General features: G+C 67.3%; 16 protein-coding genes and 1 CRISPR repeat array. Of the genes, 7 read left to right on the top strand and 9 right to left on the bottom strand.

Annotation, left to right across the window (positions count from 1 at the left end; translation table 11 throughout):
- Positions 1-23: 23 nt before the first annotated feature.
- Positions 24-380, bottom strand: a complete 357-nt coding sequence (locus SCH01S_RS02820) for a hypothetical protein (RefSeq protein ID WP_046347258.1) — start codon at positions 378-380, stop codon at positions 24-26.
- 243 nt (positions 381-623) lie between these two features.
- Between SCH01S_RS02820 and SCH01S_RS02815 the strand changes: the two genes are divergently transcribed.
- On the top strand, positions 624-1,997 hold the full coding sequence (locus SCH01S_RS02815; RefSeq protein WP_046347257.1) for a class II 3-deoxy-7-phosphoheptulonate synthase: 1,374 nt from the start codon (positions 624-626) through the stop codon (positions 1,995-1,997).
- Between the two features lie 7 nt (positions 1,998-2,004).
- Here SCH01S_RS02815 and SCH01S_RS02810 read toward each other — a convergent pair whose 3' ends face one another.
- Positions 2,005-2,424 (bottom strand): GreA/GreB family elongation factor, encoded by a 420-nt coding sequence (locus SCH01S_RS02810; protein ID WP_046347256.1) that lies wholly within the window; start codon positions 2,422-2,424, stop codon positions 2,005-2,007.
- Between the two features lie 15 nt (positions 2,425-2,439).
- A complete protein-coding gene (locus tag SCH01S_RS02805) occupies positions 2,440-2,652 on the bottom strand; it encodes a hypothetical protein (protein WP_046347255.1) in 213 nt (70 codons plus the stop codon).
- 437 nt (positions 2,653-3,089) lie between these two features.
- Between SCH01S_RS02805 and SCH01S_RS02800 the strand changes: the two genes are divergently transcribed.
- Positions 3,090-3,557, top strand: coding sequence for a hypothetical protein (locus tag SCH01S_RS02800; RefSeq protein ID WP_245612139.1), 468 nt, complete (start codon positions 3,090-3,092; stop codon positions 3,555-3,557).
- On the opposite strand, the gene SCH01S_RS17400 is transcribed toward SCH01S_RS02800, so the two are convergent.
- Positions 3,538-3,759, bottom strand: coding sequence for a hypothetical protein (locus tag SCH01S_RS17400; RefSeq protein ID WP_052733738.1), 222 nt, complete (start codon positions 3,757-3,759; stop codon positions 3,538-3,540). The two genes, SCH01S_RS02800 and SCH01S_RS17400, sit on opposite strands and share 20 nt — an antisense overlap.
- A gap of 648 nt (positions 3,760-4,407) precedes the next feature.
- On the opposite strand from SCH01S_RS17400, the gene SCH01S_RS02785 reads away from it, so the two are divergent.
- From SCH01S_RS02785 to cas2, 4 genes are all read left to right on the top strand, one after another.
- A complete protein-coding gene (locus SCH01S_RS02785; RefSeq protein WP_052733737.1) occupies positions 4,408-4,797 on the top strand; it encodes a hypothetical protein in 390 nt (129 codons plus the stop codon).
- 161 nt (positions 4,798-4,958) lie between these two features.
- Complete coding sequence (gene cas9, locus SCH01S_RS02780; protein WP_046347252.1) at positions 4,959-8,105, top strand: type II CRISPR RNA-guided endonuclease Cas9; 3,147 nt, start codon at positions 4,959-4,961, stop codon at positions 8,103-8,105.
- A gap of 41 nt (positions 8,106-8,146) precedes the next feature.
- Positions 8,147-9,082: a type II CRISPR-associated endonuclease Cas1 gene (gene cas1, locus SCH01S_RS02775; protein WP_046347251.1), complete on the top strand. Its 936-nt coding sequence runs from the start codon at positions 8,147-8,149 to the stop codon at positions 9,080-9,082.
- Positions 9,040-9,426, top strand: a complete 387-nt coding sequence (cas2, locus tag SCH01S_RS02770; RefSeq protein WP_217995399.1) for a CRISPR-associated endonuclease Cas2 — start codon at positions 9,040-9,042, stop codon at positions 9,424-9,426. Before cas1 ends, cas2 begins: the two co-directional genes overlap by 43 nt.
- 72 nt (positions 9,427-9,498) lie before the next feature.
- Positions 9,499-9,797: a CRISPR direct-repeat array (repeat unit 36 nt; unit sequence GGCCTAGCAGCTCAGAAATCGCAGGCCAACCGCAAC).
- A gap of 113 nt (positions 9,798-9,910) precedes the next feature.
- On the opposite strand, the gene SCH01S_RS02765 is transcribed toward cas2, so the two are convergent.
- From SCH01S_RS02765 to SCH01S_RS02750, 4 genes are all read right to left on the bottom strand, one after another.
- Positions 9,911-11,179, bottom strand: coding sequence for a PepSY-associated TM helix domain-containing protein (locus SCH01S_RS02765; RefSeq protein ID WP_046347250.1), 1,269 nt, complete (start codon positions 11,177-11,179; stop codon positions 9,911-9,913).
- A 14-nt stretch (positions 11,180-11,193) separates the two neighbouring features.
- A complete protein-coding gene (locus SCH01S_RS02760; protein ID WP_046347249.1) occupies positions 11,194-13,164 on the bottom strand; it encodes a TonB-dependent receptor family protein in 1,971 nt (656 codons plus the stop codon).
- A 67-nt stretch (positions 13,165-13,231) separates the two neighbouring features.
- On the bottom strand, positions 13,232-13,639 hold the full coding sequence (locus SCH01S_RS02755) for a DUF2946 family protein (RefSeq protein WP_046347248.1): 408 nt from the start codon (positions 13,637-13,639) through the stop codon (positions 13,232-13,234).
- 85 nt (positions 13,640-13,724) lie between these two features.
- Positions 13,725-15,101, bottom strand: a complete 1,377-nt coding sequence (locus SCH01S_RS02750; protein ID WP_157032778.1) for a hypothetical protein — start codon at positions 15,099-15,101, stop codon at positions 13,725-13,727.
- 252 nt (positions 15,102-15,353) lie between these two features.
- Here SCH01S_RS02750 and SCH01S_RS02745 point away from each other — a divergent pair, with 252 nt between their 5' ends.
- Positions 15,354-15,752 (top strand): MerR family transcriptional regulator, encoded by a 399-nt coding sequence (locus tag SCH01S_RS02745; RefSeq protein ID WP_046347318.1) that lies wholly within the window; start codon positions 15,354-15,356, stop codon positions 15,750-15,752.
- On the opposite strand, the gene SCH01S_RS02740 is transcribed toward SCH01S_RS02745, so the two are convergent.
- The gene (locus SCH01S_RS02740; RefSeq protein ID WP_052733735.1) at positions 15,749-17,995 is read right to left on the bottom strand and encodes a PAS domain S-box protein; all 2,247 of its coding nucleotides are present in this window, start codon (positions 17,993-17,995) and stop codon (positions 15,749-15,751) included. The genes SCH01S_RS02745 and SCH01S_RS02740 overlap by 4 nt on opposite strands.

Below are 17,995 nucleotides of genomic sequence, written 5' to 3'. Positions count from 1 at the left end.
CGATCACAGCGATCGGGCAGCCGCTATTTCTTGCCGGTGAGCGACTTGCCGATCGTCTCCACCGCCATCGCCGCGCTTTGCAGCCGCTTAGCGCAGGCCGTCATGATCGGGCCTGCGGCCTGGGGCGTGATCGTCGGTGCCTGCGCCTTGATCGCCGCGGTCAGCTGTGCGCCGGACAGGCGGCCATCGACGCGCCCCAGATAGAAATAGGACGACAGCACCGCGATCTGGTGTTTGGTCGGATCCTTCTCGGCCTTCACGAACAGGTTGGCGGCCAGCAGGCACTTCACATCCTCGTTCGCGCCCTGGGCCGCGGCGGGCACCCCGGTCAGAGCCATAGTCGCTGCCGCCGCCAGGCCGAACGCAATACGCATTTTCATCGAAACTCTCCCGTTCATCGGCATTGCCAAGCGCATGCGCCGGCCTTCCGTTCCGGACGTGTAGCGAAACCCCGCTTGCGTGTCCCAGTCGGTCTGGAGAGGCGCCCATTACGCGAAGCGCGGGAGCCGCGGCCGGCCCGCCTGCCCCCCTCCCCCGTTGTGGGCGAGAAAGCGAAATCGGTGAGCGCGATAGCCGGACTTGGCTTGCAATCCCGTGGCCCTTTCCGCAATTGCGAAAGGATCATGGCGCGGAAATGGACTCCCGAAAGCTGGCGCGCTCATGAGGCTCGCCAGCTCCCGAACTATCCCGATGCGGACGCCCTCGCGGCGGCCGAGGCGGAGCTGCGTCATTATCCCCCGCTCGTCTTTGCCGGCGAAGCGCGCGACCTGAAGCGCGACCTCGCCGAAGTGGCCGAGGGGAAAGCCTTCCTGCTCCAGGGCGGCGATTGCGCGGAAAGCTTCGCCGAGTTCCACCCGAACAACATCCGCGACACCTTTCGGGTGATCCTGCAGATGGCGGTCGTGCTGACGTTCGCGTCGAAGCTGCCGGTCGTGAAGGTCGGCCGCATGGCCGGCCAGTTCGCCAAGCCGCGCTCGTCCGATACCGAGGAGCAGGACGGCGTCACGCTTCCATCCTATCGCGGCGACAACGTCAACGACATCGCCTTCACGCCGGAGGGGCGCGCACCCGATCCGCAGCGGATGGTGAAGGCGTACAGCCAGTCGGCGGCGACGCAGAACCTGCTGCGGGCGTTCGCGAACGGCGGCTATGCGAACCTGCACCAGGTCCATCGCTGGACCCACGATTTCATGGGCCGCAGCCCCTGGACCAGGAAGTACACCGACCTCGCCGACCGCATCGGCGAAGCGCTCGACTTCATGGCTGCCTGCGGCATCAACCCGGACACCGTGCCGCAGCTGAAGGGCACGACCTTCTACACCAGCCACGAGGCGCTACTGCTCCCTTACGAGCAGGCGCTGACCCGGCAGGATTCGCTCACGGGCGACTGGTACGACACGTCCGCGCACTTCCTCTGGATCGGCGACCGCACGCGCTTCGAGGGCTCGGCGCATGTCGAGTTCATGCGCGGGATCGGCAATCCGATCGGCATCAAGTGCGGCCCGACGCTCGAGCCTGACGAATTGCTGCGCCTGCTCGACGCGCTGAATCCGACACGCGATCCCGGCCGCATCACGCTGATCACGCGCTACGGCTATGACCGGATCGAAGCCGGCCTGCCGAAGCTTGTTCGCGCGGTGCAGCGTGAGGGCCATCCGGTCGTGTGGAGCTGCGATCCGATGCACGGCAACGTCGTCAAGGCCGCGAACGGCTACAAGACGCGGCCGTTCGAGCGCATCCTGGCCGAGGTCCGCGGCTTCTTCGCCGTCCACCGTGCGGAAGGCAGCTTCGGCGGCGGCATCCATTGCGAGATGACCGGCCAGAACGTCACCGAATGCACCGGCGGCGCCGTGGCCGTGACCGAACAATCGCTCGCCGACCGCTACCACACGCATTGCGACCCGCGCCTGAACGCGGCGCAGAGCCTGGAGCTCGCGTTCCTGCTCGCGGAAATGCTCAATCAGGAGCTTGCCGAACGGCGCAAGGCCGCCGCCTAAGCCCCTCTCAACGCACGCTCAGCACCTCCAGTGTCGCCAGCCGTCCATCGCTGCCGGGCCAGAGCACCGACTGCCCCGCCGCCAGCCCGATCAGCCCGGCGCCGAGCAGGCCGGCAACGTCCACGCCCCCGCATTCGACCGCAGGCGGGCGGCACAGCCGGACCTCGCCTGCCTGCTGGCCGCCAAGCCGGTACGCCACCCTGCTGTCGAGCCGGGCAACGTCAGGCGGCAGCGCCCGGCGCGCGACGATCCGCGCCAGCTTCACCTTTTTCAGCAGCAGATGCGCCGCGACATCGTCGTCGGCAGACAGCGCCAGCGCGATCAGGCAGTGCCGCTCGCACGCGGCGAGGTGGAACGCCGCGTCCTTGTGCAGCGCGGCCCAGAGTTCCGCCTGGCCATGCGCGGCGAGTGCAACGCTCTCCAGCATCACGCACCTCCCGGCTCAGGCTGGTTGCGGACTGAGCGTGCGGCGTCGGCGCTGCCGCGCCCGGCCCGCCCGCGTCACCTGCCCCATCAGGCTCCGCACGCGCGGGAAGACGCTGCCTTCCAGCATGTGGAAATCCGGGTCCGATGCGAAGAAGCGAAACCCGCCCGCCACGCGCACCGCGACACCCACTGCCCGGCGTTCGAACTCGACCAGGAAACGATCCGACATTGTGCCTCCATCACCAGCGCCCCGCACGAAGGCTGCGGCGCGAAACCGCGCTCGTTTCGATGCAGGGAAGAGCGGCCGCATCCGGCCGCGGCAGGGGCGAGCCTCAGCCCGCCCGGCGATCACCCCCGGTCCGCGCCCGGCTCAGCGAGCCGCGCGGTCCGGGGCAAAGAGGCGTGCCGTACTGCTCTCGGCATGCAACTCGTTGCGCAAAAGGCAAAAATGGGTCGTCATTGCCCGATCAAGATGGCCGTTTGCAGGGGGAAGTCAAGCGTCCACCGGGCCGGGCGGAGCCGAACCGGAGGCAACGAGTTTCCCGTTCGATGAAACCCGCCGCCCCGCTTCTCCTCGCCATCCTTTCTGCGTGCAACGCACCCACGACACCCGACCAGACCGAAGCGACACCCTTGCCCAGTCCAGCGATCCCGGCGGCATCGCCCATGCCCACAGCAACCGCTTCCCCGGCCTCCGTCGAGCCGCCTGCCCCCGGCACGCCCGGCGGCCTCGCGGACGATCGCACGCCCGTCTCCGAAGCGCCGTTCGACAAGACCAGCGCCCAAGGCGCAGCGCAGGTCGTCCAGACCTATTATGCGCTGATCGAGGCCGGCAAATACCCCGAGGCCCGGGCGCTCTGGTCCGATAGCGGCAAGGCGAGCGGCAAGAGCGAAGAGTCCTTCGCTGCCGGCTTCGGCACCTATGCGGAATACCACGCACAGATCGGCGCACCCGGCCGGATCGAAGGCGCTGCCGGGTCGCTCTATGTCGACGTGCCGGTCGTCGCCTATGGCCGGCTCAAATCGGGCGCCGCCTTCGATCGCAAGGGCAAGGTCACGCTCCGCCGCTGCAACGACGTCCCCGGATGCACCGCCGAACAGCGCGCATGGCGGATCAGTGCCGTGACGAGCTGACCGCCGCGCCGCCTTCCGTAAAGTCGATCCGGATGCGCACCCACGCGCCGATCATCGGCTTGCCGTCGATGCGCGGAGGACGGACCAGGAACTGCCATGCCGCCTCGCGGATCGCCCGCGCCAGGCCGGATCCCGGCGGCGAGTCCCCCAGCGTGCGGCAATTGTCGACATGGAAGCGCTCGACCGTCTGGCAGGCGATCATGCCCCAGCCGATATGGCGGCCGGGCGGCAGATAATAGGAAAGCTCGGCGCTGGTCGGCTCCCGATACCATTCGGCGTAATAGAGGTGCGCCCCGCCCGGGCCTTCGCCGGGCCCATATGCCGACGCGCTGTCCTGGCCCTGGTCTCCCCTTGTCGGCCAGCTCTGCCGCGGGTGCCGTCGAATGGACCTGTCGCAGGTCGAAATGCTCGAGACCGGGGATCAGGTATGGCATCGCCGGAACCGGGACCGGCGGCAGCTGCGTCTGCGGCTGGACCTCCGCCTTGGCCGGCGCCTTGCCGCTGCTCCTGGCCTTGCGGACCGTGCGCGGCCGCGGCGCCGCCTTCGGCACGTCCGGCGCAAGCTGGAACGTGATCGGACCCAGCTCCTGCTTGTGACGCACCCAGTCCGGCGGCGCCAGCTTCAGCAGCATCAGCAGAAGCAGCAGATGAACGGCCAGCGTGAGCGCAAGCGCCGGGGCGCGTCGCCGGGCGGGAGAACGATACAGATCCGACGAGCTGGAATACGCCGAACGCATCGGCGGCTCGCCTAGCCCAGGTCGCTACGCGCGACAACGGGTCGCAAGTGCAGCCGGACAAAAGGAAATCCCGTTCATCTGAGCTTCATCTTCGGGGGCACACGCCTCGGCTCGTGACCCGGTCCTTTCTCCTTGCGACGCTTGCGCTTGCCGCGATCGGCCTCGGCGCTGCCGCATCGGCACAGAGCCCGGAACCGTTCGATCCGTCCCAGGTCCGCCGCCTCTCGCCAGAGGAAAAGGAAGAAATTCTCGCGAACAGCAGCGAGCGCGCCGCCGATGCCGCGCTCAACTCGGCGCTCGGCGGCGGCACGTCGGGCGGCATCCACGGCGAAGTGGGAGCCGTCGTCGGCACCGGCGGGACGGCCGGCCTGTTCGGCACGGCCCGCATTCCGCTCGGCGACCGCGGCGCCGCGATCATCTCGTTCGAGGATTACCGGACCCGCACGCTCGATCCCGGCCTGCTGGATCAATTCTACACGCGCCGGCGGATCGCCCCCAGATGAAAAAACGGGGGCCGTAGCTCCCGCCTTATTTGGTGCAGTTCAAACTGCTTGTTAACAGCCAGCCTGCGATTTCTGAGGCGGCCAGGTTTGTCCGAAACGGGCCTGAAGTCAATTGCGAAACGATCCCTTCGCTGCAAAGATGAGCGCGAGGGGGTAAGCACATGAAAAGGCTTGGGCTCGATATCGGCACGAACAGCATCGGCTGGTGCCTGATTGAAGACGACGGCGACGGAAAAGGGCGCATCATTGATATCGGCGCACGGATTTTCAGTGACGGGCGCGATCCGAAATCCGGCGCTTCGCTTGCGGTCGACCGGCGCGCCGCACGGGCGATGCGGCGGCGGCGGGACCGATATCTCGGGCGGCGGACTGCGTTCCTGAAGGCCCTGAAGCGCTTTGGCCTAATGCCGGCGGACGAAAGCGCGGCCAAGCTGCTCGCTGACCGCGACCCCTATGAACTCCGCGCCCGCGCGCTCGACGAACGGCTGGAGCCGCACGAGATCGGCCGTGCGCTGTTCCACCTGAACCAGCGCCGCGGCTTCAAGTCGAACCGGAAGGCCGAACGCAAGACCAAGGACGCCGAAGACGGCAAGATCGCCAACGGCGCCAAGGCGCTCGACCAGGCAATGGCCGAAAGCGGCGCCGAAACGCTGGGCCAGTTCCTCAGCAGCCGCGACACCAAGCGGGTGCGGATGGGCAGCGATGCGCAGGGCTATGATTTCTACCCGCAGCGCCGGCATGTCGAATATGAGTTCGACACGATCTGGTCGCGGCAGCAACAGCACCATCCTGCCCTGCTGACCGAAGAAGCGCGCAAGAAGCTGCACGACATCCTCTTCTTCCAGCGCCCACTGAAGGAGCAGGAAGTCGGCGTCTGCACCTTCGTCCACAACGAATGCCGCCTGCCCAAGGCGCATCCGCTGTTCCAAGAACGCAGGCTCTACGAGGAGGTCAACCAGCTCGAGATCACCACGCCAGGCGCGCCGAACCGCAAGCTGACGATGGACGAGCGCGACGCGCTGATCCTCGAACTCCGCAGTCGCAAGGAACGGAGCTTCGACTCGCTCGCCAAGCGACTGAAGCTGGCGCCGGGCCAGAGCTTCAACAAGGCAAGCGAAAGCCGCACCAGGCTGAGGGGCGACGAAGTCTATGCCGTGATGGCCCACAAGAAGCGCTTCGGCGACCGCTGGCCGCATCTCGATCGCGACCGGCAATGGGCGATCATCAAACGGATCATCGAAGAGGAAGACCCGGATAAGCTCCATGCCTTCCTGACCGGCGAATGGGGGCTGACCGACGAGCAGGCCTTAGCGACCGCTAGGGCGCCGCTGCCCGAACTCTACGGCCGGCTAGGACCAACCGCGACCGCGCGCATTCTCGAAGAGCTGAAGAAGGACGTCATCACCTATGATGAGGCCGTCCGCCGTGCTGGCTGGCATCATTCGGACGACCGCACCGGCGAAATCCTGCCCCAGCTCCCCTACTACGGCGAGCTGCTGACGCGCGACATCCCGCCCGGCACGCAGGACCCGAACGATCCGCCCGAGCAACGCTGGGGCAAGATCACCAACCCGACCGTCCATATCGGCCTGCGCCAGCTGGAAAAGCTGGTGAACGCGATCATCAAGGTCCATGGCCGCCCGGACCAGATCGTCGTCGAGCTCGCCCGCGAGCTGAAGCTCAACGAAAAGGACAAGGAAGAGCATAACCGCCGCATCCGCCGCGACACCGCGGCGGCGCAGCTCCGCTCCGCCAAGCTCCAGAGCGAAGGCATTCCGGACACCGGCGCCAATCGTATGCTGCTGCGCATATGGGAGGAACTGAACCCCGGCGAAGTGCTCGATCGCCGCTGTCCTTATTGCGGCGAGCCGGTCGGCATGCGGATGCTGTTCGCCGGCGAGGCGGACATCGACCACATCATTCCCTATTCGCGCTCACTGGACGACAGCGCCGGCAACAAGGTCGTCGCGCACCGCAGCTGCAACCGCGCCAAGGGCAACCGAACGCCCTACGAGAAATGGGTCCACGATCCCGACCGGTGGGACGTCATCTCCACCCAGGTCGCGCGGCTGCACAAATCGAAGCAATGGCGGTTCGGCCCCGACGCGATGGCGCGGGTGGAAAAGGACGGCGGCTTCATCGCCCGCCAGCTCACCGACACGCAATATCTGTCGCGGCTGGCTGGCCGCTATCTGTCCAGCCTCTACCCGACCAAGGACGACGGCAGCGTCTATGTCATCCCCGGCCGGATGACGGCGATGCTGCGCCGGCGCTGGGGCCTGAATAGCCTGCTTCCGGACCATAATTTCGTCGACAACGAACACAGCAATGCGCCGAAGAACCGGCTCGATCATCGCCATCACGCGATCGATGCTGCGGTTGTCGCGGTCACAACGCGCGCCCTGATGCAGGAGATCGCCCGCACCGCCGGACGGGCCGAAGACAAGGACCTCGATCGACTGTTCGAGGACTTGCCGCAGCCGTGGGAGGGTTTCCGTGAGGAGCTTGGCGAAAAGCTCGTCCGCGTGACCGTCAGCCACAAGCCCGATCACGGCCGCAAAGGCTTGCCGCCGAAAAACCGCGACGTGACTGCTGGCCGTCTGCATAACGACACAGCCTATGGGCTGACCGGCGATGTCGCCGCCGATGGCAAAACGCCGATCGTCGTCCACCGCGTCCCGCTGATGAGCCTGAAACCCGCGGATATCTCCGATCCGGATCGAATTCCCGATCCTGCGCTTCGCTCAGCGCTGCACCGGGCGACCGATGGGCTGAGCGGCAAGGCCTATGACGCGGCCCTCGCCGGCTTCGCCAAAACACATCCGCAGTTCGCTGGCATCCGCCGCGTCCGCGTTCGCGAGCCGTTGACCGTGATCCCCATCGCAGACCGCGATGGTCGTCCTTTCAAGGCTTACAAGGGAGACGCTAATTCGCGCGTCGACATTTGGCGAATGCCCGACGGCAAGTGGCTATCGGACGTCGTCACGATGTATGAGGCTCATAGGCGCGACCACAGCGACCGTCGTCCTCATCCAGCCGCCAAGAAGCTGATGAGCCTCAGGCAAAATGATATGATTGCCGTGGAGCGCGACGGCGCGCCCCGCCAGATCATGGTCGTCAAACAAATCTGGCCGACCCAGATCAACCTTGTGGAGCACAAGGAAACTGGCAATCTAAAGGATCGCCACTCGAACGAGACTGACCCGTTCCGCTTCTTTGCTCCTACCGCTGGTGGATTGAAGAAGATGAAGGCCCGTCAAGTGCGGATTGATCCATTAGGGAGGATTTTCGATCCCGGTCCGCGCTGACAAAAGCCGCTGATTTGCCTAGCTTCTCCTGAGGGGGAAGCATGGACCGCATCGTCGACATCGCGACCGACGGCCGGCATCTGGCGCTGTTTCGCGGCTTCATGGTCGTCAGCCACGACGGCGAAGAGGTCGGCCGCGTCGCGCTCGACGATATTCACGCGCTGATCGTCCATGCCCATGGCACGACGTGGAGCGCGAACCTGGTCGCCGCCCTCGCCGAGCGAGGCGCGCCCGTCGTGTTCTGCGGCACCAACCACAGTCCCGTGGCGGTCACCCTGCCGCTCGAGGGGCATCACGCCCAGGGCGCGCGCCTTCAGGCCCAATGGAACGCCTCGCGTCCGCTCGCCAAGCAGCTGTGGCGCCTCGTCGTCATCGCCAAGATCCGCGCCCAGGCGTCGCTGCTGGAAGCGCGCGGCGTCCGCGAAGCGGACGCGCTGCACTTCCTCGCCCGCCGCGTCCGTTCCGGCGATCCGGACAATATCGAGGCGCAGGCGGCGAAGCGCTATTGGCCGCTGCTGATGGGCCCGGACTTTCGGCGCGACCGCGATCAGGCCGGTGCGAATGCGTTGCTGAACTACGGCTATGCGGTGATGCGGGCGTCGGTCGCGCGCGCGGTGGTGGCCGCCGGCCTGCATCCGACGATCGGCATCCACCATGCCAACCGCGGCAATGCCTTCGCGCTGGCCGACGATCTGGTGGAGCCGTTCCGGCCGCTGGTCGATGCGCTGGTCTGCGGCATGGTGCAGGATGGCGTGACGGCGCTCGACCCCGCCACCAAGCGTCGCTTCGCTCGCCTGATCGCGTTCGACCTGCGCATAGACGGCGAGGCGTCGCCCGTGTCGCTGGCCGCGGCCCGCCTCGCTCAGTCGCTCGCCCGCAGTTTCGAAACCGGCGCTCCTGCCCTCGCGCTGTTCGATCCGCCGAGCCCGATCGAATGGGCCAGCCTGCCGCGCTCCACCCTCGCCGAGGCGGCGTGAGCGCTGAGCCGGCCAGCTATCTCAGCGGATACAGGCTGATGTGGATTTTCGTGATGTTCGACCTGCCGGTGGGCACTAAGAAGCAGTCGCGCGAAGCGACAAAGTTCCGCGAGTTCCTGCTCGACGAAGGCTTCGAAATGAGTCAGTTCTCAGTCTATGCCCGCTTCTGCAACGGCCAGGACAGTTTTCAGGCGCATCTCAAGCGCATTGAGCGCAATCTTCCGGAAAAAGGCGAAATTCACGTCCTCACCTTCACCGATCGGCAGTACGAAAACATCGTCCGATTCTCGAGCCAGCGCCGCAAGCGCCCGCGCAAAAACCCCGATCAGCTGGCGATGTTTTGAGGTGGCGAAGCAATTCTGCTCGACCGGATGTGCCACTTTGTCCTTCGGCAAGAAGAACTTAGCAACACATCCGGCCTAGCAGCTCAGAAATCGCAGGCCAACCGCAACCGGGCGGCCTATGCTGCGTTCAACAGCGCGGGCCTAGCAGCTCAGAAATCGCAGGCCAACCGCAACGCAGTCACTCGCTGGTGATCGGCGGCAAGTGGCCTAGCAGCTCAGAAATCGCAGGCCAACCGCAACAGCGCCCCAAGGAAGCCGAACACGAGCGAGGCCTAGCAGCTCAGAAATCGCAGGCCAACCGCAACAGAACATGGACTGGTTCGTGGTCGCAAATGGGCCTAGCAGCTCAGAAATCGCAGGCCAACCGCAACGGGTTCTTCGTCCCGGACTGGCCGGGATGAAGAACCCGTCGGCGCTGCCGCGCCGGGCTCGCCAGGCGTGCTTCGCCGTAGCTCGTTGCCAGTCTTCGGCGGCCAGGTCCTCCTCACGCCTCCCTCCGCCAGCGCCAGGCGCGGTCACCGGCCAGCGCCGCCAGCATCGTCGCACCTGTGAGCGGATACAGCGCGCCGATTGCGAGCATGATCAACGCGACGCCCTTCGCGCGGCGGGTGTCAAGCGGGGCCGGCGGCGGGGCGAAGCGGCGTTTCCACCAGAGGATCGGCGCGGTCAGCGCCAGCAGCAGGGTGCCGAGGCAGCCGGCGAGCATGACGAGGCGGTTGGCCTCGCCATATTCCTGGCCCTGGTGGACGGCGATGCCCCATTCGATCGCCCGCGCGCCGACGCCGAACTGCGCGGCGCCGGCATCCTGCAGCACGCGGCCGGTCGCCGGCTCGATGTAGAGCACGCGCGCGTCTTCGGACCGCTCCGCGGTGCGGCTGACCAGATAGGGCGCGCCCATCGCCGCCGGCCGCGTAAGACTGAGCGGCGGCGTCAGCCCGCGCGCCGCGGCAAGCGTCAACACACGATCGGCGCCGATGTCGCCCATCCCGTGCGCGTGCGGCGCCGCCACCGCCTGGAGCGCCCAGGGCAAGGCGGCCTTCTCGTGCTCGGCATGCTCCCAAGGCTGCGGACCGGGCGCCTTGGGCCGGCCGAGCCCGTTCGCCGCCACCGCTCCCTGCACCTGTTTCCCCCAGAACACGGACCAGGGCATGCCGGTGATGGCCAGGAACAGGATCACGGCGCCGACCAGAGCGCCGCCGCTCGCGTGCAGGTCGCGCCAGAACAGGCGGCCCTTTGGCGCGCCCCTCAGCGCCAGCGCCGGTGCGCCCCCACGCGGCCACCAGAGATAGAAGCCGGTCAGCACAAGGATGATCGCCCAGCCGGCGACGATCTCGATCAGGGCGTTGCCGACCGGGCCGGTGATCGCCAGGCTGTGCAGGTCGCGGTCGAGCTTCATCACGCCGCCTTCGCGCGCGGTAATGCCGAGCACGCGGCCCGTGCCCGCGTCGACGAACGCGGTGCGCCGCCCTGCCCCTTGGGCGATCGTGAGCTGCCAGCTCTCAGAGGCGCGCGCCGGGATCGCGAGCTGAGCCACGCGGCCGCCCGTCGCCTGCTCGACGCGGCCGATCACCTCCGCGGCCGGCAGCGCGGGCCTAGCGCTGGGGCGCGTGATCCAGTCGCGATAGACGATCCGCTCGATCTCGGGCTTGTAGAGGTAAAGGCCGCCGGTGATCGCTAGCCAGGCAAGCACTGGAAGCACGATCAGGCCCGCATAGAAATGCCAGCGCCAGACGATGCGGTAGAGCGACGTCATGCCCGCGCCTCCGTTCAGAAATTGGCGCGGAGGCCGCCGAATATGGCGCGCCGCTCCACAGGATAGAAAATCGCCTGCTGGCTGCCGGGCAGCGCGGCGTAGTTCACGACCGCCGAGACATCCCCGACCTGCTTGCGATTGGTGAGATTGCGCGCATCCACGAACAGGCTGAGCCCCGGCCGGATCTGCGCCTCGGCGGTCGCGCCGAGCAGCACATAGCCGCCGACGCGCAGCGTGTTGGCATAATCGGCCCAGGCGCCGTGGGGCACCCATTCCAGGGAAGGCGCGACGTTCAGCGTATCGCCACCGATCCGCAATTCGGCGCGATAGAGATGCTTCGGGATGACGGGCAGGCGATTGTCGCCGAACTGCGGGTCGCTGCGGAAGCGGAAGTCGTTCAGCTGGTAGACCTGTCGCAGCCGCGCCCACGGGGTCAGGTCGAGGTCCAGCCCCGCCTCGATGCCCTGATGGAGCGTATGGCCGGCGTTGAACGTCGCGGCGGGAATGCCGGCGGCGGGGTCGATGTTGAACTGCAGCATCTCGCCCTTCAGCGTCGCGCGATAGATGCTGACGTCGAACCGGGCCGGGCCGATCGTGCCCCGCGCGCCCGCTTCTGCGGTCCAGGCCGTCTGCGCCTTCAGGGGCACGAAACTTGCCACCTGCGCCAGCTCGATAAAGCCGGGCAGTTCATGGCTGCGGCTATAGTTGGCGTAGAATTGCAGCGCCTCGCGCGGCTCCCACAACAAGCCGAGTTTGGGCGAGAATTGGTCGTAATCCGCCTCGCCAAGTGCCGGCGACGGGACAGTCTGGCGCTGCCGCCGCTCGGCATGGGTATAGATTGCGCCGGCCACGACGCTGAACGTGCCGAACTGATAGCGTGCCTCGCCATAGGCATCGATCGTCTCCGCGCGCTGACCGGCGTCGAAGGTGAGCGCCCCTTTCCGGCCGTCCATGTTGACGGAGCGACGCGAGGCGACGGTTCCGAACCGGCCGGTCGTGCCGATCAGCACCGACAAGGGTCCGGTGCTCAGGTTCAACCGGGCGAAAACGCCGTAATCGGTCGATTTCTGGTCGACGACCTGAAAGATCGGATGATCGAGCTTCTTCGCGTTCAGGAACGCGCCGAACTCGAACGCACCCGGCCCCACATCGACTGTGGTCCGGTTCTGCAGACGGATCGAGTCGATATTGCGCTGCTGATCGCCGCGGAAGACGCCGGTCTTGGGCCGGGTCAGCACGATGTCCAGCGGCAGCGAGCCGGGGAGTTCCTGCCGGATCGACTGGCCGCTTGCGTAAAACCGGGTCTCGACGCCTTCGCCCAGCTTCAGGCCGAAATTGGCGTTCAGCCGCAGGGCGTTGCGCCGGGCGTGCTCCCGGTCTCCGTCCGAGCTGTCGCCGGTCAGGGCGAGCCAGCCGTCCCCCGGTCCACTGGCGAAACCGGCGGCTAGTTTGCCGCGGATGCTGTCGAAGCTGCCGCCGTCGACACGCAGGTCGACGCCCGGCGCGGTGCGGCCGGTCGGCGTGATGGCGTTGATCGCGCCGCCCAGCGTCGAGCCGCCGAAGCGCAGCGCATTCACGCCGCGATAAACCTCGATGCGCTCGAAGATCAGCGGATCGAGTTCCTGGAAGTCGCCATTGTCGTCGGCCAGGTTGATCGGGATGCCGTCCTGCAGCAGCGTGAGCCCGCGCATGTGAAAGCCCCGGCTGATGCCGGAACCACGGATCGACAGCCGCACTTCCTGTCCAAAGCGCGGCTGTGCGTAGACGCCCGGTGAAAAGGCGAGCGCGTCGCGCAACGACACCGCAGCCTTGTCGCGATAGTCGTCAGCAGTGACGAGGTCGGTCCCGCCAGGGGTCGTCGCCACCTGCGCGTCTTCGAGCCGGTCGCCCGTAACGACGATCGTTCCCGGCGGCGCACTGTCCGCCAACGCCGGATTGGCCGCGACAAGCGCGCCGAGCGCGCCCGCAGCCGTCAAAAATCGCATGTCGATATTCCTGAACCTGATTGAGCCGCGCCAGGCGCAGCAGAGCCGCCGCGAACGGCGGCGCGGATCAGGCCAGGGCGGGAGGTCCGGTGGCGGGCGGCGGCGGCGCTGCCAGTCCGCGGCCCACCCGCACGATCGGGGCGGATGACAGGACAGCGTCCGGCTCAATGGGGCGCAGCGCGAAAACCGGAGCATCCACGTCGGTCGCCGCAAAGGCCAGCGCCGCGTAGGGGCATGGCAGCTCCCCGCGGTGCTTGTCGTGGCTGCTGTGATCGCTGTGCGTGCCGCCCATGTGATGCATCGCGTGGGCGGCGACCGGCGGCGGCGCATAACCGCCGCACAGCTCCAGCCCGATCCGGCTGCCGTCGAAGACGGGCATCCAGCCGACCGGGACCAGCAGCTTCACCAACATGGCGAGCGCCAGCACCAGCATCATCGATCGGTGTTGAGCCGGGAGGCGCCGGAACGCGGACATGGCCGCGCCTCTACGCCATATCGTCGCAAGGGCAAGACCCGGTCCCGGCATGCGCGTAGGATGCCGGGTGAAGGGAAGAGGTTCCCTAGCCCGTGACGCGCAGCCGCGTGAACAGCATGAAGCTGGTGGGGCTCGACCCGTATTCGCCCTGGATCGCGCGCGGCAGGTCGTAGGTGCTGACAAGGCCACCGAGATCGAGTACGACCTTGCCGACCGGCACGCTGCGATAGCCGCCCAGGCTCAGCTTGCCGACGGTGAAGACGCGGCCGGCGAGCGGGTTGCCGCTATGCTCGTCGCCGAACAGCTCATCCTTGTCGACCCGCTCGGCGCGGCCGAACAGCGTCCAGCGATCCAGTTGAAGCGCGCTTTCGAGCAGGAACGCGTCGGTCGGGACGGCATGATGGCCGCCCGAAGGATCGTTGCGGCCCCAGGCGAAGGTCGACTGCCATGCGCCCTTCTCTCCCACCGGAAGGTTGTAGGTGACCGAAGCGGTCGTGCGGCGCACATCCTCTTCGGGGTGCAACTGCTCGGGGCTGTGCAGGAATCCATGGCTGACCTGCATCGACAGGTTCGCGGTCGGATTCCAGGTCAGCCGCGCCGACCAGCTGTCGAAACGGGGCCGTTCGATATCGTAGCGATGCTGGTCCGGCTCCCGCCCGGTGAAGACGGAGCCTTCGAGCTTCAGCCCGCCATAGACAAGACCCGCGGTCGCAACGCCGAAGGTCACGTGCGTGCTGTCCAGCCAATGGTGCGAAATCGGCGCTTCCGGATTCGCGACGCCGGAAAAGCGGTGCATGAACGTCGCCGGGCCAAGGGCCGGCTCGCCCGGCAGTGCGACGTAGACGAAGCCCGACAATTTGTCGGCCAGCGGGCGGCTGTAGGTGGCGGACAGCTCCATGAACAGGTCGTGCGGGTGCTGCCGATCGACCAGTTCGGTGCGGCCGTCGGCGGTCTCGCCGGTCGCCAGCAGCAACGGATAGCCGCGCTTGCCCATCAGCGGATCGAGGCTGCCCATCGCCTTCAGCGTCAGCGTGCCGGCGCCCGCCTGGTGCTGGGCCATGCCCATCAGCATCGAGGACACGAATATCTTGTCGTCGCCACGCGGCCCGCCCTGATTGTCGTAGGTCAGCGCCGCAAAGCCGTGCACCATCGTCGACCAGTCGCCGACCTGGCCCATGATCGCCTGCATCGGCGCGGAATCGGGCTGCCATGCCGTTCCGGAGGCATCGCGCGTCATCGGGTACGCGCTAAGCGTGCCGGTCATTGCGTGTCCGGCAGCCATGCCGGCCATGTCGTGGCCCATTGCAGCGTGATCGGGCGCAGACGGAACGGCAGCATCGTGATGCTGGTGCTCCATCGTCATCGGTTGCCCGCCAGCATCATGGGCCATGCCGGGCATGTCATGGGCGTAGGCCGCAGCGGGTATCAGGGCCGAAACGGCGGCGAGAAGACGGATATGCACGTATGTCCTTTGGAGATGATCGGCGGAACAAGGATCGGCCGCGCTCCGTAGAGCGCGGCCGGACCGTCTCAGCAAGCGCAGTTCTTGCAGGTGCACGGACGGCACTTGCAGCCGGCATGCGCGCCCGCAACTGTGGACTGGGCCTGCTGATCGTTCTGGGTCGCGATGGTCATTGCTACGTCTCCTTGCTTGCTCGCGAATCGAGCTCGCACTATGTCGCATACGTACCGTGGTACGGAGTCAATCGGCATGATGACGATCGCGAAATTGGCGTCTCGGGGCGGCGTGGGCGTGGAGACCGTCCGCTATTATCAACGGCGCGGCCTGATGCCGGAACCGCCGCGGCCGCAAGGAGACGGTCTGGGCGGCGGCGTGCGCCGGTACGGCGAGGAAGACGTCAAACGCTTGCGCTTCATCAAGTCGGCACAGGCGGCCGGCTTCACGCTGCAGGAGATCGGGGATCTGTTGGCGCTCGACGCGACCGACGACCGGCCGCGCGCGCGCCAGCTGGCACGCGAACGGGTGGCAGCGCTCGACGTGAAGATCGCCGAGCTGCAAACCGCGCGTGACGCGCTCAGCCGGCTTGCCGACGATTGCGGGGCCGGCACCAAGGGTCCCTGCCCGATCCTTACCGCTTTCGAAAAAGCCTAGCCGAGCAGCGTCGTCAGCATCGCAGCCAGGTCGGCATGCCGGAACGGCTTGGTCAGGCGTGGCAGATCGCTCTCGATCCCGCCTGCCTCGGCGTAACCGGAAATGATCAGGACCGGCGTGCCCGGCCGGGTCGACCGAACCGTCCGCGCCAGCTCGGTCCCGGTCATGCCCGGCATCAGGTGGTCGGTCACGATCAGATCGACGGCAAGGCCATCCGCCAGCCGCGCCGCTGCCTCGTCGGCGGACTCCAGCGCCACGACGGTGAAGCCCATGTCTTCCAGCATATCCGCGGTTGACGCGCGGACCAGCGGCTCATCGTCGACCAGCAGCACCGCGCCTGCGCCGTTCACCGTTCGCGGGGACTGGCCGGCAGCACTCGCCTCCGGCCGGGCGGCGGCGCAGGGCAGCCAAAGCTGGACTTCGGTGCCCTGGCCGGGCGCGCTCTTCAGCCGCAGGGCTCCGCCCAGCTGCGCGGCGAGGCCGTGCACCATCGACAGGCCAAGCCCGGTGCCGCGCCCGATTCCCTTCGTCGAAAAGAACGGCTCGATCGCGCGCGCCGCCACGTCCTCGTCCATGCCGCAGCCGGTGTCGGACACCGCAAGACGGACATAGCTGCCCGGCCGCAGGTCGTGGGCAGCTTCGTCGACCTGCTCTACGCCTGCCGCGATCGTCAGCGTACCGCCGTCCGGCATCGCGTCGCGCGCGTTCACGCTGAGGTTCAGCAGCGCCATCTCGACCTGGTTGGGATCGGCCAGGCACGCCGGCAGATCGTCGGACACGTCCAGCACAAGCCGGATGCGGGGCCCGACGGTCGAGCCGATCAACTCGGCCATCCCTTCGATCAGGCGCCCGGCATCGACCGGTGACGGCTGGAGCGGCTGGCGGCGTGCGAAGGCGAGCAGCCGTTGCACCAGGGTCTTCGCGCGCTCGGCCGCCTGCAGCGCAGACCCGATCGTCTGCTGCGTCCGCGCGTCGCCCACGCCGCGCCGCTGCAGCAAGTCGAGCCCGCCGATGATCGGCGCCAACAGGTTGTTGAAGTCATGCGCGACGCCGCCGGTCAGCTGGCCCATCGCCTCGACCTTCTGCGCCTGGCGCAGCGCTTCCTCGGTGCGCTTCCTCGCCGAAACGTCGATGATGGCCGCCATCGTCCGGACGAACCGGCCCTCGCTGTCGTGCCACGGCCGCGACGAGATCAGCACGTCCGCAATCTCGCCGTTGCGCTTCACGACACGATATTCGGCGTCCTTCACTTCGCGGCCCGCCAGCAGCGCTGGCCAGTCCTCGCGGCGATAGCGCTCCAGATCGCCGTCCGAGAGAAAATCCACGGCCGGCCGACCCACCACCTGCTCGCGGCTCTCGAATCCCATGAACTCCAGCCACCGGTCCGACACGCTGACGAGGCGCCCGTCGGCGCTCTGCGATTGCAGGATGGTGGGCGTCCGCGTGTACAGCGCCTCCAGTTCCGCCGTGCGTTCCGCAACCTGACGCTGCAGCTCCAGTTCGGCATCCTTGGCGATGGTCACATCGAACGCGACGCCGATGAATCCCACATGCTCGCCGTCCGGCCCCCAGCGCGGCTGCGAATGGGACCGAAGCCAGCAATAATCGCCGCCCGTCTTGCGATAGCGCGCCTCGAGCATGAACGGCTGAAGCGACGCTTCCTTCTCGACCTGCTCCTTCAGGATGCGGCCGATATCATCCGGGTGGATGACGCTGCGCCAGTCGAACTGCGTCGCCTCCTCGTAACCGACACCCAGAAACTCGACATAGGCGCGGTTCACGAACCAGCGTTTGCGGTCGAGCGACGTCACCCACATCGGCACCGGTGCGGAATCGGCGATCAGGCGGAACCGCGCCTCGCTTTCCCGGGCGGTGCGCTCGGCCGTCGTGCGTTCGGTGATATCGCTGAACGTGATGGTGAGAGACCGGTCCGGCAGCAGGACAGCGCGGATCACCACGTCGCGGTCGGGCCGCGTGGAGGACCGCGTCTCGAAACAGATCTTCTCGCCTGCCGCGGCACGGCGGAGCTGCCGCTCCGTCTCGGTCCCCACGATCTCGGGCACACCCTCCCAAAGAGTGCGGCCGATCAGCTCGGCACGGTGTCGCCCCACGAACTCGGCCGCGGCCCTGTTGAACAGCCGGATGCGCCATTCGCCGTCGACCGCGACATAGCCGTCATCGATGCTGTCAAGGAGCTGGACGAGCCGTGCGTCGTCGGATACTCCGTCCAGCAATCCGGCCAC

The sequence above is a fragment of the Sphingomonas changbaiensis NBRC 104936 genome, assembly GCF_000974765.1.
GTDB classification, from domain to species: domain Bacteria; phylum Pseudomonadota; class Alphaproteobacteria; order Sphingomonadales; family Sphingomonadaceae; genus Sphingomonas_B; species Sphingomonas_B changbaiensis.
Note: the sequence above shows the minus strand (reverse complement) of the source record. Positions and strands in the feature narration are given on the sequence as shown.